This is a genomic window from Psychrobacillus insolitus (genome assembly GCF_003254155.1).
Lineage (GTDB): Bacteria > Bacillota > Bacilli > Bacillales_A > Planococcaceae > Psychrobacillus > Psychrobacillus insolitus.
This window is the reverse complement of sequence record NZ_QKZI01000001.1, coordinates 512604-529343: the sequence shown is the minus strand read 5'-3', so window position 1 is coordinate 529343 and position 16740 is coordinate 512604. Positions and strand designations below refer to the sequence as shown.

Annotated in this window: 15 protein-coding genes, 1 tRNA gene and 1 riboswitch; of the genes, 6 read left to right on the top strand and 10 right to left on the bottom strand. The window is 33.3% G+C overall.

What is annotated here, in order from left to right; translation table 11 throughout:
• Positions 1-215 precede the first annotated feature (215 nt).
• The 5 genes from C7437_RS02570 to tenA form a co-directional block, all read right to left on the bottom strand.
• Positions 216-1511, bottom strand: coding sequence for an MFS transporter (locus tag C7437_RS02570; RefSeq protein WP_111438068.1), 1296 nt, complete (start codon positions 1509-1511; stop codon positions 216-218).
• A 404-nt stretch (positions 1512-1915) separates the two neighbouring features.
• Positions 1916-2545 (bottom strand): thiamine phosphate synthase, encoded by a 630-nt coding sequence (gene thiE, locus C7437_RS02565; protein ID WP_111438067.1) that lies wholly within the window; start codon positions 2543-2545, stop codon positions 1916-1918.
• Positions 2535-3356: a bifunctional hydroxymethylpyrimidine kinase/phosphomethylpyrimidine kinase gene (gene thiD / locus C7437_RS02560; protein WP_211309970.1), complete on the bottom strand. Its 822-nt coding sequence runs from the start codon at positions 3354-3356 to the stop codon at positions 2535-2537. The genes thiE and thiD overlap by 11 nt, the downstream gene beginning before the upstream one ends.
• Positions 3353-4105 carry a hydroxyethylthiazole kinase gene (gene thiM, locus C7437_RS02555; protein WP_111438066.1) on the bottom strand — a complete coding sequence of 251 codons (753 nt, stop codon included), beginning with the start codon at positions 4103-4105 and terminating at the stop codon, positions 3353-3355. Before thiM ends, thiD begins: the two co-directional genes overlap by 4 nt.
• Entirely contained in the window at positions 4092-4775 is a 684-nt protein-coding gene (tenA, locus tag C7437_RS02550) for a thiaminase II (protein WP_111438065.1), read from the bottom strand. Before tenA ends, thiM begins: the two co-directional genes overlap by 14 nt.
• 55 nt (positions 4776-4830) lie before the next feature.
• A riboswitch (TPP riboswitch) is annotated at positions 4831-4929 on the bottom strand.
• Positions 4930-5055: 126 nt separating this feature from the next.
• Between tenA and C7437_RS02545 the strand changes: the two genes are divergently transcribed.
• Positions 5056-5128, top strand: a tRNA-Val gene (locus C7437_RS02545).
• Positions 5129-5235: 107 nt separating this feature from the next.
• On the opposite strand, the gene C7437_RS02540 is transcribed toward C7437_RS02545, so the two are convergent.
• The 5 genes from C7437_RS02540 to C7437_RS02520 form a co-directional block, all read right to left on the bottom strand.
• Entirely contained in the window at positions 5236-6369 is a 1134-nt protein-coding gene (locus C7437_RS02540) for a site-specific integrase (protein ID WP_111438064.1), read from the bottom strand.
• Positions 6370-6454: 85 nt separating this feature from the next.
• Positions 6455-6652 carry a helix-turn-helix domain-containing protein gene (locus tag C7437_RS02535; RefSeq protein WP_111438063.1) on the bottom strand — a complete coding sequence of 66 codons (198 nt, stop codon included), beginning with the start codon at positions 6650-6652 and terminating at the stop codon, positions 6455-6457.
• Positions 6653-7194: 542 nt separating this feature from the next.
• Positions 7195-9669 carry an HD domain-containing protein gene (locus C7437_RS02530; protein WP_111438062.1) on the bottom strand — a complete coding sequence of 825 codons (2475 nt, stop codon included), beginning with the start codon at positions 9667-9669 and terminating at the stop codon, positions 7195-7197.
• Positions 9670-9987: 318 nt separating this feature from the next.
• Positions 9988-11310: an SMODS domain-containing nucleotidyltransferase gene (locus tag C7437_RS02525; RefSeq protein WP_111438061.1), complete on the bottom strand. Its 1323-nt coding sequence runs from the start codon at positions 11308-11310 to the stop codon at positions 9988-9990.
• Position 11311: 1 nt separating this feature from the next.
• Complete coding sequence (locus C7437_RS02520; protein ID WP_245909224.1) at positions 11312-11905, bottom strand: SLATT domain-containing protein; 594 nt, start codon at positions 11903-11905, stop codon at positions 11312-11314.
• A 264-nt stretch (positions 11906-12169) separates the two neighbouring features.
• Here C7437_RS02520 and C7437_RS02515 point away from each other — a divergent pair, with 264 nt between their 5' ends.
• From C7437_RS02515 to C7437_RS02505, 5 genes are all read left to right on the top strand, one after another.
• Entirely contained in the window at positions 12170-12727 is a 558-nt protein-coding gene (locus C7437_RS02515) for a hypothetical protein (RefSeq protein WP_111438059.1), read from the top strand.
• A 372-nt stretch (positions 12728-13099) separates the two neighbouring features.
• Positions 13100-13264: a hypothetical protein gene (locus C7437_RS16855; RefSeq protein WP_170122298.1), complete on the top strand. Its 165-nt coding sequence runs from the start codon at positions 13100-13102 to the stop codon at positions 13262-13264.
• Between the two features lie 52 nt (positions 13265-13316).
• Positions 13317-13487: a hypothetical protein gene (locus tag C7437_RS16850; protein WP_170122297.1), complete on the top strand. Its 171-nt coding sequence runs from the start codon at positions 13317-13319 to the stop codon at positions 13485-13487.
• Between the two features lie 26 nt (positions 13488-13513).
• The gene (locus C7437_RS02510; protein WP_111438058.1) at positions 13514-14935 is read left to right on the top strand and encodes a recombinase family protein; all 1422 of its coding nucleotides are present in this window, start codon (positions 13514-13516) and stop codon (positions 14933-14935) included.
• Positions 14919-16478, top strand: coding sequence for a recombinase family protein (locus C7437_RS02505; RefSeq protein WP_170122296.1), 1560 nt, complete (start codon positions 14919-14921; stop codon positions 16476-16478). The genes C7437_RS02510 and C7437_RS02505 overlap by 17 nt, the downstream gene beginning before the upstream one ends.
• Positions 16479-16740: the final 262 nt, after the last annotated feature.

Below are 16740 nucleotides of genomic sequence, written 5' to 3'. Positions count from 1 at the left end.
TCTTGCGAAAGTGACAATGCGACCTTTCAACACAACAATAACTCCCACGAAAGTGACAATCCGCCCACTGAACACGACAAAATGAAAATCCCTTTGAATAGTTCACCCATTTTTTTGTCATATTAACTAAAGATAATAAAAAAATGGCCCTTTGAAATCTATCATTTCAAAGGGCCATTTTTTCAACATCTATTCTTTTTACGGATACTATTCCATCAACTAACTGATTGATTTTTCCCCTTGAAATGAGCCCAAATAATAATAGGAATGAATAATAGTGCTAAATAAGTACCTATAAATCCTAATAAAGCAAAACTTGAATAGGCTACAATTACACCAGATAACAAACTCCCTGCAGTACCAGATAAAGCTACCCATACATCCACAGAGCCTTGTACTTTGGCACGATTATGAATATTCGTTGAGTCAATAATAATTGCTGTACCACTGATTAAACCAAAATTCCATCCAAGGCCTAATAAAACAAGAGCCATCATCAACCAAATAAACGAATCACCAGGTGCAAAAGCAGCGAGTAAGCCAGCAATTGCCAATGTAACCCCCGAGGCAATTGCCATAAAGGTCCGACCAACTTTATCGACCAATATGCCCGTACCGAGTGAAGGTAAATACATGGCAGCTACATGGAATCCAATAATCATTCCAATCGCGGATAATCCACTTCCATGATTTTGCATATGTACTGGTGTCATTGTCATTATCGCAACCATGATCACATGGGACAATATAAGTACCGTTGCACCGACAAAAATTCCAATGCGATTTACCTTATTTTGAAGTACCTTAGTTACGGAAGATACATCCAGTTTCTCTAACTTCTCCTGCTCAACTGCAATAGCTTTTGCAACCAACAATGGATCTGGACGTAAATAAATGAATAACGTAAGACCCGCCAAAATATAAGCTACTGCAGCCAAAATAAACGGTCCTGATAATGCAGGTAACCCAATAGCTGTAGCAACCTTCCCCATCGGAGTTACCAAATTTGGTCCAGCCACCGCACCAAATGTTGTGGAAATCATCGCAATACTAATAGCTGTGGCTCTTTGTTTTTCGCTTGCCAAATCTGTCCCTGCGTAGCGTGCCTGTAAATTCGTCGAAGTCCCTGCTCCGTAAACAAACAATGCTAGGAATAGTAAAACCACACTATTCATACTAGCTGCAAAAATAACACCAATTGCACCGATTCCTCCTGCAATAAAACCAAAAGATAAACCATAACGCCGGCCAAAACGCTGGGAAAGTCTTCCCACGACAAATGCGGCAAGCGCAGATCCCAGTGTAAATAAAGCTGCAGGTAGTCCAGCAACACTTTCCACCCCTAACATCTCTTGTGCCAACAATGCCCCTACCGTAATACCAGCTGCAAGTCCTGCACCACCAAATATTTGTGAAAATACAACAACTAATAATGTACGTTTATACAACTTTTGCTGCGCTTCAGGTGAATGAACATATTGCTCTACATTCACCGAGTCCTTACTTTTCATAAAAAAGTCATTCCTTTCATCCGAAAATATACTGTGTAGGGTATTCGATTTTTGCGTTTTTTAACAATAATAGTATTTATATTTTACAGGGAAATGATTAATTCCTTGTACACTAAGTCCTAAACGTTATTGTTAATAGGCATATTCCCATAATAACCGTAACGAACCCACTTATTATACTGCTTTTTAACCTCTATACCAATTTTCCGCATTTATACCTATACGGGTATTATACATATGATTAGCAATTCAACCAAGAAAAATATTATTATTGCATCTTTTTAAAGAAACAAAGCACGCAAGACATTAAAAGGAGTCGTGTAATCTCTGCAAAAGAATAACAGTCTTATATAAAAACAAACAACCTCTTTTTCATATAGATGAAAAAGAAGTTGTTTGTCTCACTATTTGTTAATCTTAAATAATTGGACCGTAGCTTGAATATCTTCACTTTCGCAAATTGCTGAAATAACAGCTACTCCGTCTCCTCCCGCACGAATAACCTCATGCGTATTTTCAGGAGTAATCCCGCCAATTCCAACAATTGGAAGGCTAGGATAATTTGTTGCTACTTGATTTAAGAAACGAGTTCCTGTTGCTGGTTTCGCGTCATCTTTAGATTTTGTACCATAAATTGGACCAATGCCTACATAGTCTGTATCAAATTGTATAGCAACTTCTAGCTCGCTCATCGTATGTACAGATACGCCGAGAATCTTTTCACCTATACGCTTACGAGCTTCTTTTACAGATAGATCATCTTGGCCAATATGTAGGCCATCTGCATCCAATTTTAATGCAAGCTCTATATCATCATTGACGATAAATGGAATAGTGTATTTTTGGCAAAGCTTTTGACATGCACGAGCAAAGTCCTCATAAGCTTGACCTGTTCGTGCATCTGCTCCTTTTTCTCGAAACTGGAAAATAGTAACCCCTGCTTGTAAAGCTTTTTCTAATACAGCTAATGGCTCATTACTTTTCACATTTTGACTGCCCATTATAAAATACACTTCTAGTTGCTCACGCTTCAATGATAGTCACCTCACATTGTCTATTTTCTTGGTTGTATGCAAAATGATTTGTCGGTCCGTTTCCATGACCAATATTCAATGGATTTTCTATGGCTAATTGCACAAATTTCTTTGCTTCAATAATGGAATCTCTGAGCGAGCGTCCTTGTCCTAAAAAGGCAGTTAAAGCTGCTGAGAACGTGCACCCTGTACCATGCGTTTGCTTTGTAATAATCCGTTCACTTTGAAGTGCAAATTTTGTACCGTCGCTAAAGAATACGGTATCTGTTGCTAGATCTCCTTCTAAATGACCACCCTTCATCACAACACAGGACACACCCGTGGTAAGAATTCTTTTCGCTGCTTGTTCTAGGTCTTCATCATTTTGTATCTTCAAGCCACTAATAACTTCGGCTTCCGGTATATTCGGCGTTAAAACCGTCGCTAGTGGCAGTAACTTTGTTTTTAGTGCTTCCGTAGCTTCATTTTGTAGAAGACTTGCGCCACCTTTAGCAATCATGACTGGATCAATCACTAGCTGAACATCTTTATTTCGCAAACTTTCTACTACTGCTTCAATAATTTCAGCTGAAAACAGCATGCCTGTCTTCACTGCCTTTACAGGTAAATCTTTAAAAACGACATCAATTTGTTGTTGAACAAAATCTGGTGTTGTCGGAAAAATCCCTTCCACACCTAATGTGTTTTGTGCAGTTAGAGCTGTAATAGCAGTTGTTCCAAAAACGCCAAGCTCTTGGAAAGTTTTTAAATCTGCCTGAATACCTGCACCACCACCACTATCCGAGCCAGCTATTGTCATCACAATATTCACTTCAGTTCACCTCTAGAAATTTCATCTAATGCATTTAGTACGTCCACTTGGAAGGAACCTAATAGGGTCGATTTACTCGCTTTTGTAGCTACTTTTTTATAATCTTGTAGAACCTTTTGAAGGTTTTCAAAACGCTCACCACTAAAAGCAAGTGCAGCACTACAAATCGCACTTAATAAACAACCCGTGCCTGTCACTTCTGTCATTCGTTTATGTCCGCCTGTAATTCGTATTATTTTGTTACCATCTGTTAATAAATCAGATTTTCCCGTTACAATAACAAGGCAGTTATGCTTTTTGGCTACATCCACTGCTACAGTTTCTAAATTCATCTGACCACTACCACCGTCAACACCTTTTGCCTGCCAATCGACACCAGCAATCGCTGCAAGCTCTCCAATATTACAACGAATTAATGAAATATCAACGACTTCGAGGATGTCACGAGTTAATTGGAGTCGAAATGTAGTTGCACCAACACCAACTGGATCCAACACGACCGGAATATTTAATGCATTCGCCTTTTTACCTGCTAAAAACATAGATTCTTTTGTTCGTGTATTAACGGTTCCAAGATTTATTAGTAAAGCATTCGCAATTGACACCATTTCTTCCACTTCAGAAGCTTCATCTGCCATCACGGGCGAAGCTCCAATAGCTAATAAGCCATTTGCAGTGAAATTCGCTACCACATAATTTGTGATGCAATGAACTAAAGGACTTTTTAGACGAATATCAGATATACTCATAAAGTTTTACTTCCTCTTCCCAGTTTTCAAATGTCCATGGCATTTCCCAGAATTTCCACTCATAATAGCAGCTTTTTGAGAAATGTGCCTTTAAGACATGTATTTTTGCAGGATTTTCTAACGCATATCGATTCATCATCGCTTTTTGCACGTCAATCTTTTCTTTATACTCGGGAGCACTATACAACTCAATCCAATCTGCATAAAGCTTCACACCTGGTTTTGCATCTTTATACTTTCCACCAATTTCTTGGTATAACCACGGGCAAGGGAACATGGCTGCAAAACTTTCCGCAACATCGCCGTTATGGGCAGCATTATACATATGACTCACGTAATTGTAAGCTGCTGGTGCTGGTTCAAAATGTGCTAACTCTTCTTCTGTGACACCCAGTTCTTGAAAAACAGTGCGGTGTAATTCGAGCTCTGCCTCATTAATATAACGGGCAGTTTCTAAAAAGAAATTAATATCTTCATTTGTTTCAGCCTTTGACGCAGTAATCGCCAATACTTTTGTATAATGCTTTAAATAATATGCATCTTGCATCATGTAAAATTTAAATTTTTCAAGTGGTAACGTGCCATCCGCAATTCCTTTTACAAAGGGATGTTCAAAACTCCCTTCCCAATATAAATTTGTTTCTTTCCGTACTTCTTCACAAAATGTCATCTTATTTCCTCCTTTTTGGTGGACGTAAGCGCAAAATAAAGGCCCTTTTGTACAAGACAAAAGAGCGATCGCTCCCTACGTCAGTGTTAACTGTCAGGTTCTAAGGGTCAGGTTTTACCTTCTCAACGCAAAATGCGTCCCCCCGCAAATAATTCAATTGTCTATATATTAGCATTTATATGAAAATTTAACAAGATGCTAAATGGTATATACCATTACTAGTTTTTATGCTAGAATCTAAATAGAAACATTGTTATATTGATGTTTTGTATTTCTTCTCGGTCTTGTAGCTCAGTTGGTAGAGCATCACCTCGACAAGGTGGGGGTCGCTGGTTCGAGACCAGTCGGGACCATCATTTGCCATAGCCTGTAAACGTTGATATAACAACGTTTACAGGCTTTTTCTTTCGGAACGCTTCCTGTACTAAACCTCGAATTTTAGGAAATGCTCACAAATTGCTCACGAGATTTTTTCCAGTGCTTTTTCAAAAACATCTGCTAAATCGTTATCTTCATCTGGAACGAGGTGGGCATATGTTTCTAAGGTAATTTTAGCATTAACGTGTCCCAAACGTTTTGACACCTTCACAACATCAACACCCTTAGAAATTAAAATGGATGCGTGTGTATGACGTAAATCGTGGAATCGAATATGGGTTACGTTTGAAGTGGTAATAAGTCTTTTCAACGCTCGTAACACATTTCGAGGATCTTGTTTTGACCCTGTTTCCGTACATATCACAAGGTCTTCCTCCTGATATTGTTCACCAAGTTGCTCTTTCCAAATTTCTTGTTGTTTACGGTATTTAACTAACTCATTCACAACCATATCCGAAATTGGAACGATTCGATTGGATTTCCGAGTCTTAGTTGACGTTAAAATATAACCTTTTTTCGGTATATATGCTAACGAACGTTGAACACGAATCGTTTTATTTACCAAATCAATATCGCTCCATTTTAACCCTAAAATCTCGCCTCGTCTCAATCCTGTATAAATCGCAAGTAAGAAAGTTAAATGATGTCTTTCCCCCTTACAGTGTTCAAGAAACGTATTGATTTCATCATAAGACCAAATTTTCATCTCTTCTTTTGTCACAGCAGGTGGATCAGCATCAATAACCGGATTGTATTTGATTCTTTTCCATTTAACTGCTTGATTGAATGCTTGATTTAGTATTTGATGCATTTTACGAATATAACTAGATTTATACTCTTCATCAATTTTAAGGTTATAAAAAGCATCAATTTCTTCTGTCGTAATCTTTGATAAAGGTTTATCAGCAAATGGATTTTCTCTTATTAAGTGTTTATTAATTAGAGATTGAATATTAGATGCCGTGGTTTCTTTAATCCGTTTTTCATAGTGAGATGTAAACCAACTTTCAATAAAAAAGGAAAAAATTTCTTTACTTGGTTCTATATATCCTTGTACATCAATTTCATTAAGCACTTTGTTAAGAGCTGCTTGTGCATCTTTTTGGCGTTTGAAACCACCTTTTGTTTTTTGTTTACGGCTACCAGTAAAAGGATCTCTTCCGACATCTACTACATACTGATAAGCCTTACCTCTCTTTTTTACACTACCTCTCATTATTATTGCTAACCTCCATTTAATATTTTGTATTAATAAAGGTAAGCAAGTGATCTAATTTCATTTTGACCACTTACTTCCTTTTTTATAAGCCGCACACCTGTTGCTGTGAAAGCCAATTAAAAAATTTATCTTTTAAAACTCGTTTACTACGACCAATTCGAATCAATGGAAATGAAGTCTGCTCCATCAATTCATAAGCAGTTGGTTTTGAAATCATCAAAATTTCAGCTATATGTTCAGCGGTCAAAATCATTGGGTAATCTTCAACATTTTTATGCATGTTTACGTGTCACTCCTTTCGAAAAGAAAAACCGCAGTAGAACATAACCACCAAAATAAATTAAGTGGTTATATTCCCTGCGGTTTTCGCTTGTTAATGGGATTTAATATTAAGTTTTATAGATTATATCTTATAACTTTTCTTATTCTAAGTACTTTTTAAATATTATTAGAAAGAAATTTTTGATTAAGAGTAATTGATCTAACTATGCTTAATTTCTATTTCAACTTCATTTTGAAGTAGGGGGGCGATAATAACATCTATTTTTTAATTACCCTAACTACATGTGCGGAGTATATGTAGCAACACACAAGATGCTGGTTGGTTTATGTTAAATACTTGGTTGCACTGAAACGCCCTTTACGTCTTACCTAAATAAACCACACATACTTATGATACGGTTCACCGTAACATGACTAGCAGCAAACAAACTGCAACAAATTTACTTAAAATAAAAATTTAAAAATAAAAATCTATTCTAATGCAAAGGTTAATCATAATGAGGAATCTTTGCATTGAATAGACTTTCAATTACCTTATAATCATAAATTATTTATTATCGATTTAAATTCATCTTTTAATAAACTTTTTTGATAATTATGATATTTTTTTATATATCCTTTAAAAATAATTTTTTCAATAGGGTCCTTTATTTCATCTAACATGTGTAAATATAATGCTTGCTGAACAGAATTACTTAAGAGCATAATATCTGATTTGAGCAATTCATTTCTTGCTACATTAGGAACAATTTGTTTATTGGATATATTTAACTCAAACCTTAACCTGTTCTTTGCAAAATATAATCCATTATCAAAGATTAAATTCGAATTCTCGACAAAAACATTCCTTACAAAAAAATCAGTAGTATTAGGTTTACTTCTGAATGAATTAATTTCTAAGTATTTATTTAGTCCTTCAATTCCAAAGAATATTAATTCATTTCTATAAAAAAACGTACCGGATGAATTTTCATGATAAAACTCATCAAATTCTTCTAAATCTTCAAATTTTAATCCCTTTACTATTTCATCAGTTTGAATTAGAGTTGTGGGAAATTTCTTTATTTCGATCCCTGGTGAAATAGCTATTGTTATGTCTTCATCATGATGTTTTTCTCTATAATAAACCTCTACATCATCAATATATTCTTCTAGTGCAATAATATCATATAATTCACTTGAAGACTCAACACCCATAAAAGAAACCGTTTTAAGTTTATTATTAGATAAATAGTTTCCTAGAGGGATATTACATTCTTTTACATCTATAACCTTTATTCCATCGAAACAGTATGAAATCTCTTCCCGTTTGATTTCCGATAAATGTTCAATAAAACTAGGCATTAAAGGATTAGGGGGAATTAAAGTAACGTCTATACCATCTAAGTATCTCGACAAATTAAGTTCTCGTTTATTTTCTTTTTTATCATTTGTGACCTGAATTTTATCCCCATCTATAACATCAATAATAATTTGAAAATCTTGTATTAAATAATTTTCTTTAATATACTTTTCAACTTCTAATGCACTTTCAAATACATCAAAAAATTGGTCATAGTTTAAGATAATTTCTGTACCATGAAAGTTAATATTTTCTTGTTCTTTAATTGAAACATATTCATTATCTTTAAAAATATCAACTTCTAAAAGTTTATTATCTGTATAATCTCTCGTTCGAACTTTTAATGAATCACTTAACATAAAGCTCGCCAAGAAACCTATACCGTAGTTGCCGATAGATTCATAATTATATCCACTTAATAAAAACTCCTGTGACTTATAGTATGATGCACCAACCTCTAAAAAATATCTTTTTAATGAATAAATACTCATACCTATTCCATTATCTTTTACTCTAACTATATTGTTTGTTCCATCAAAAATAATGTGAATTTTGGGATGATAATCCTCATAGATACTTTCACTATTTCTAGATTTTATTTCTTTTAATAATAAGCACGCATCTATGGAGTTTTGAATCAATTCCCGTAGTCCTACTTTTTTATCTCCATATAAAGATTCTCCCATTAAAAATTCAATTGTATTTTTATAATTCATTTGAAATTTTAAATCAACAATCGAATATTCTTCAGACTTAATGTTATCTATTACTTTAGGATGGATTTCTATTTTATGAAATTCATCAAATTCTTTAGTTATTTCAATTGCATTTATTATTTCTTGATTAACCCAATCTAGATAGCTTAAAACTTTTCTATGTATTTTTGGCTCTGAACATTTACCATAAAAATGGATTGACTTTTTTCCTCTAGAATCTTCAAATACTTTTTCTGTATTATCAATGTCAAAATGTTGTTCCCATTCTTCTTTACTATAACCAGATGGGCTTATAGCATTATATAATCTTCGTGGAGTCCTTGCCCCATCAAAATCTAAAATATCGCCTAGCCTTAATAATACTGCATAAAATTGGGGTACTATTTTAAATTCCCCAATAACATATTCTTTTTCTAGATTATTTTTAACCCACATTATATCTTCAGTGTGAGATTTACATATCAAAGCCAAAACTTCAGAATATGACTTGTTTGTCATACCTGGTATCACTAATTTTTTTTTAAAATTTTCTTTAATAAAATTGGCTGACCTTTCCGCATGAACTCTTCTTAAATAGTCTTGAGTCGCTTCAATTTTATTACCATTAAACATTTCCAAAAAGCTATTATAATCTAAATTATTATAGACTAAGTTTCCTTCTTCAATTTTCTTTATTTCGTCTTCATTTGCTGCCATCCCAATATCATGTAATAAAGAAGATAATATTATTAATGTTATCTCTAAATCATTAAGCTCATCTATATCTAAGAGAATTTTTTCTATGTGCTTTATAATTCTGGTAGAATGTGCCACATCATGCTGCGTGTATGTAGGAAATACTTGTGGTATTCGAGAATTCAATAATGATTCAACCTCTTCATAAATATTCAACACAGTAGAATAAAACCTTGAGTTTCTCTCTTCTAATTTTTTTATCAATTTAGTTTCTCTAAACAAAACAACCCCACCACTCTTTTTTTAATATTATAACAAAATTTGAGCCTCAAGAAATTGAGAATTTTTCTTCAAATGATTTGTTTGAGGCTACTTATGATACGGTTCACCACTCCTATCTAAAGGTAATGGATTAAACTATGTCATACCATGTAAATGTTATTTAGTAGCGTTAAAAAAAGGGAAAGGAGATACAATTCCTTTACCTTTTTTATTACAGTAACTTTCTGGTTCTTCCTTGACTATAGTAACCCGTTAATTCATTTTCTTCTACAAATTACATTCTGAAATCTTCACGTACCATGTTGGCTAACATACTTATCATCTCGGAGTATAGCTCTCCATAGCTATTGGAACATCAATACTATCTCTCGCAACGCAAACTCCATTATGAATTAGATAGCATTCTACATAATGACCGCCTCTAAACGATGTTCGTTCTATTTTGATTTCCTTACCCTTTACAATATCTCCCCTTAACATCTTTCTCTTGATAGCTTCTTGCCCTCGATTTCTCACTTTCCAATAGATATCAAAACTTAGTTCTTTTTCAGCTAATTCATTTTTTGTAATGAATAATGCAAGTTCCTTATTAATAAGGAGGGGTTTACGTTGTTTGATTAAAGTTCTCAACAATATTTCCCTAAAACCATTCTGCTTCACTTCACAATCAATTTTTAAGCTGTACCTAATGTCTACAGGGAAGAGATTTTCAATAAATTTTTGGTTATCCGTATAGGATGCCATAGCAAATCGACTTTCTGCAGATTTCTGTACAGTTTCGGGAATTGAAAAGTCCTTTCCGAAAAGCTCCTGCAATTTGTCGTAAAGGTCTTTACTTTCTTCCGTTAAATCTTTTATCTTGGAGTACGCTTCTTCCGCCTTTGACACAAATACTCCGTCTTTATTGTAAACTTGCTGTTTACTCCCTAAAGCACTCCAATATTTTTGGTCTGGATTCAATCCTTTCAGATAGGAAAATAAATCTTTTAAAAGGGATAAATAGTCATTAAACGTTGTAGACTCATATTTTGGATGTTTTTTAAAAAACTTATGTACCAGAGTATCTACTAAAAGCCCACCCATTTTAAAACCAATATGATTTTTCCATGCTCGAACCATCTGGCAGACATATTTAAAATGATGGTCCGTAAGCTCAATCATATACTCACTTTCACCAATTTCAACCATGGGATCAGTTCTTTTCCACTTACCGCCATTGTTAGTATCAGGATATTTATAACTGCCATCTTTTTCTTCAAACGCAGGGCAAACCTCAACTTCATAATTTAAAAATGTAACTACAACAACTTGCCCATCCCCTCTTACAATCGTGTTAGGATATCTCTTTTTTATTTCTGTTTTAACCGATTGAAGGAGAGCAGATTGTCCATTTCCCTCATAATTATTGTATTTTGTATATAGTTCATCGGGCAAGACAAACAGCATATCCAAGTCACTAACACCTTTTATGGCAGTATTTCTACCTAAAGATCCGACCTTATAACCATGGTCTTCTTCACTTTTGGTCCCAAAATAACTCGTATTTAACCGTTTTGTTATGGACTTAAATTTTGTATCAATGTCTTCTATATTACTAATCTGTAACGAATCAGCAAAACTTTCAAACACTTCGTTTAACATTTTATGCACCCCTTTCAAAAATAAAATACCAAGAAAAGAAAACAAGCGGTATAACAAGCACAAGGAAGAAAACAAGTGATAACGGAATCATATCTCTCAAAAATGAAAAAGGTCTTTGTTCTTCAATCCATTTTTTCTCCATTTGCCAAAAGAATTTATAATGAGCAAACCAGTCAGCACCAAAAATCTGTTGGCTACGACTTATCTGGTAATATTTTGTAAGGATCTCATTCAATTGTTGTACTTCTGTTGTAAATGTCTGCTCTGATGAATTTCTTACTTTGAAATAGAGTGCTTGTACTTCGTTAAATAATTGCGTTAACTCTTGTCCAATTTGACTGTATATTTCCTTTTCTGCATTGTATGAATTCATTGTAAGTCCGATTATGCTTGCTAATATAAGAATGGTCGAAATCATTGTACTATAGTTATAATTTGGATAAGCTAATTGTCCTACACCAATAAATAAACCTATTAATGATATTCCACTTGGAACTTTTGAGACAATATCATAGGTTGCAAAGTGCTTCTTAGCTCCAAAGCCAATTCTGTAACCATAATCCGCTAATTGTTTTAGAAGTGCATCTTTGTCCATTGAATTCAATATACATACCCCTTACATTAAGATTCTGATGTAACTATTTCTACAATTACCAAATCTAAAGTATTCATTAGGAATATTATACCATTATTTTTACGAATATGTTTTTACCACATTATCAATATTTTAGTTAAAAATAATTTACAATTTTATGTATAAAAAATATAGTAATTGGGGAAACTAATAAATTCCATGTGTGTTTTATAATTATTGAAGGATACTACCTCCAAGTCTAATTTTTTGGAGGTAGTAATTATAATGGATAAGAAAAATAACAAAGAACTTATGAGTTTAATGTGGGATAAACAAAAAAATAAGAATTTACTTAATTTGGAGTTTAGTGATGTAACTACAAAGGACAATAAATCCATGACGTATTGGATTTGTCACTTTGAGGGTAGGTCGTGTAGTTTTAGAAAGACACCTAATCAAGTATACAAAGCACTTTATCAAGGTTCTGCTAAATGTAATGTATGTCATGAACTTCCTTTTGAAAAAAGTATCATGTTTAAGAAACCAGATAGAGTAGCGAAATATTGGAATCATTTAAAAAATTCAGAAATAAATGTATTTCCCGAATATACTACCCCATATTCGAATAAATATGTCTATGTCCATTGTGAGAAGCATGATTGGCAAGGTAAACAAGGATGTTCAGATTTAATAGATCACAACCCTTGTCCTTATTGTAGCGGAAAAAGTGCAACAGCCGACTACAATTTGCAAGTGATATTTCCAGAAATCGCAAAAACTTTACATCCTGAATCAATGCTTATTGAATGCCTCTTCCTTCTCCCTGTATTACATTCTTTCTAGTAGAACAAGATCATACAATCATAATATTTTTCTAAAAATCATGATTTACTATTAAAATGACAAAAATCCCAATATATAATGATTTTCGAATAACCGTTTCATTCAAATAAAATACATTAACCAACAAGCGAAAACCGCGGTTACATGATGTTATCCCTTTGGATAACCATGTTCTGCGGTCTTTTTTGTCTTTAAATTTACACCACTATATCAATGAGAAAGGAAAAAAGACATTTATGGCCAGTAGAAACGAAATCATAAATACGCAAAACACAAAGCTTGATTTCAAAAGAATCTATGAGATTTGCGAAAAACATGGAATTTCAAAAGAGGTTGTATCCTTGTTTATACAGTTTGAAGGGAGAATACAAATTGATCAAAATAATTCAAGAACTTAATCTGCCAGGTGGGACTACACGATCGGTTGTAATTAAACGTAAATCGAAGTCTTCTGCATCGGTTAAGGAAGTTGAAATACAGTTGGGATTAGACTTATTTAAAAAAGTAGACTCTGAATTTACTAACAAAAAAGAATAAAAATAATCCTTCTTGTTCATAATGATTACATAAATGAACAGGAGGGATTCTAATGACGAAACCTAAAATAATAAGCATTACTTATTCTGAAGAAATACCGGAGGAATCAGCAATCATGTTATATCGGACTATTGAAAAATTAATAATAGAGTCATTGCCTTCGGATCCACATTTAATTGGACTTTTCTTAACCGGTTCTTTGGATGAATTTAAAAAACAATAAAAAAGGAGTCAAAGGTGAAGAAATATATGAAAAATAAAATTTCCAGACAACTTAAAGCGGAGTATAAACGAACCAGTTCAGGAGGACAAGACTTTGAGTTACAAACTAGCTCAAACGCGCAGTTTTTAATAGATATTCCCTCCGATGAGATTTTGACTTTCACTGATTTTGATGTGTCAGCAACAAAACTTACAATGGATGATAGACCTGCTCTAATGAGAATGATTAAACTAGTTAAACAGGGGCGTATTAATAAAATTATTGTGTATGAACGGGATCGACTTGCAAGAAATGTATACGAATATATTTATATTGTGAAAATTTTCTATGAACATAAAGTAGAAGTTATTTTTACTGCTACAGATGCACCAGCATTTTCTAGAGATTTGTTTCTAGAGACTTGGTATGGCTTATCGGCTCAATTTGAAGGAAGAAGAATTTCAACTCGCTTATCTGATGCTAGAAAGAGAAATCCTTCATCTTTAATTGGATTTAAAAAAGAAGTAATCAAACATGAAAATGGGCAGTCGCAACGTTTCTATACACCAGATCCTAAGAATAAAGATGAGTTGCTAAATTTATTTACAGAATTTGCTGAGGTTAAAAGTCGAGAACAAGTTTTTGAAGTGCTTATGGAATATCGAGCTTTACTGGATAGAAATGAGTTTAGAGTGATTGATATTCTCCGCACCCCCTTCTTTGCTGCTCATTATGAAGGACCAGATAGAACATATCACAAACTATCTCACGTTGAACCTATTATACCTCTCGAACTTTTCAAAAATGTCCAAGTTAAACTAGATGAATTTGAATATGGAATTAATGATGGAATTTCGTTATCACAAAAATTAGCACTTATCATTCCCCTCTGCGGAAAATGTCAAAATGTATTAAAATTCAAAAAAGGAAATATCGGAGAATCAGGAACTTACTATTGCTCCAAACACAAAAAGCACTCTATTAGTGTTACAGAATTGCATGAAACAATCATCCAATCTCTAAAACTAACACTAAGTAAAATTAAATTCGAATCTATCAAAACAATTACACAAAAAGCAATTAATAACCAAATACAGTGTTGTAGTAAAGATTTTGATGAAAAGTACTCACAACTTGAAACATTATGTATTAAATTTTCTCAGCATCATAAACCAATCGATAATTCTTTAACTGTAAAAAGAGCTATGAACCAAATTGAACATATAAAAGAGACGTTGAGCAAATTAGAGAACACAATTACTTCCCTTCAAAACTTAAAAGTAGAAGTAAATACCCTTACTGAGATAGTAACTTCTAAACTAGCAAATTTAACTGAGAAAGATTATTTTGATTTAGCTGATTTATTAATTTCAAGTATTCAAATTAACGACGATTATGTACTTTTACACTATTATTTCAATGATTTTTTTGAAGAAGGGAATGAACAGCAAGATGTCTTTATTAGTTGATAATTTTTCAAAAAATGCAATAGGCATTGCAAGACGGTCAGACATTAAACAAAAACATAACGCTTCTATCGAGACACAATCAGAAGAAATACGATTACGCGCAACAAGTGAGGGCTTCAACATTGTTGAAGTCTTTATTGATGATGCAAATAGTGCCTATCATCAAGTTGTAACCAGTAGAAAGGCAATGACTGATTTATTGGAGGCCGCACTTTCAGAAGACTTAAATATTGAAGCAATATTTTTCTATGAGGAATCACGTGTCTCTAGGCAATTTTATGATTTCACTTTATTTATTCATGATGTTATAAAAAGAGATAAGCCATATATGAAGTTTTTCTCTACTTGCACTTTCGGTGAATGGGACCCTTATAAAGTAGAATCTATTATTAAATTTGCCACTGCTGCTAGTGAATCTGTTGCAAAATCAAGGCGTGCAAAAGACGGTCAAAAAAACGCATTATCCAAAAAAGATCGTCCCGGTTCTAAAATACCATTTGGATACAAGCTACATTTCCCATATCTAGCTGAAACAGATGAAAATCCAAATAACATTAAGGGAGAACAAATTCTTCATCCTGATTCAGCAAGAATTGTTTTATTCATTTTTCACCTTTCTTCCTGGGGGCATAGCCAACAAAGTATTGCGAACTTATTAAACGAAGCAGGTATTACCTCACCTGAAGGCAAAGTATGGAGCAGCGGTACGATAGATTATATTTTGGATAATGATCAGTATCTAGGTCATCTATCTTGGAACATTCGGGTAAGTCGTAATACTAGTCGAAAAAAACAACGTGGTGAATATGATCTCATCTTTAATCACCATGAACCAATAATTAGTGTTCACTTATGGAACATTACACATCAAACCATAGAGCTTCATAAAAGAAACGGAAAAAATAACAGCTCTCCCTTTTTACTAAGAGGGCTACTTCACTGCCAAAAGTGTAATCAATCTTTAGTTTCAAAGAATGAAACTCCAAAAAATTCGAAGCACAGTTATTTAGTCTATCGATGTCCTTCTTGCAAAAAAAAGTTAATCTTGGATGAAATCCATAACGAGATTCTAAAGGAACTATCTTCAAAATGGTATGTCATGTTGGAAAACTTGGAACATACTCTAGCAAAGCTCATGACTAAAGGGAAATCTAAGATCGAAGAACACCGAAATTCAATTAAAAACCAGCTTCAGGAAATCACTTTAAATGAAGAATTTTTAATTAATGATCCTGAAAAAGTAAATCAAAATAGTGACTGGGACTTTATACTTTCAATTAGTAAATCAAAGTTAAATAGAGAAATATTTAAAGCCAACACTTTCATTGAACATATAAATTTGCTAACTGATGGATTTCACTCTAACCAGATTTTCACATTATTAAAGCTAAACAATCTTCAAAACCCGGAATTAAGGACATTACTGTTAACATTATTTAAGAAGATTGATGTTGACTTTGAAAATGGTAAATTACTTTATGTAGATTATAAGTTAGCTCCATTCTCTGAAATCGATTTGTATTATGAGAGCATCAAAGAATAAATAGTAACTATTGAACACTTAGCTTCTTTATACAGCTAGTTGTTTTATTATTGTAATAATTTTGACTTGGTATGTTACCGATTAATCAAACAATTAACTTGGTATGTTACCGAATGGACATGCCATTGAAGATCAAATGAATATGAACAGAATTAACAAAACCCTTGATATCAAGTCTCTTTCAGAGTCATATTTCGGTAACTTAACTAGAACAGGATACTGTTCATGTCATCTTACCGAACTTATTATTAACATTCTTGTC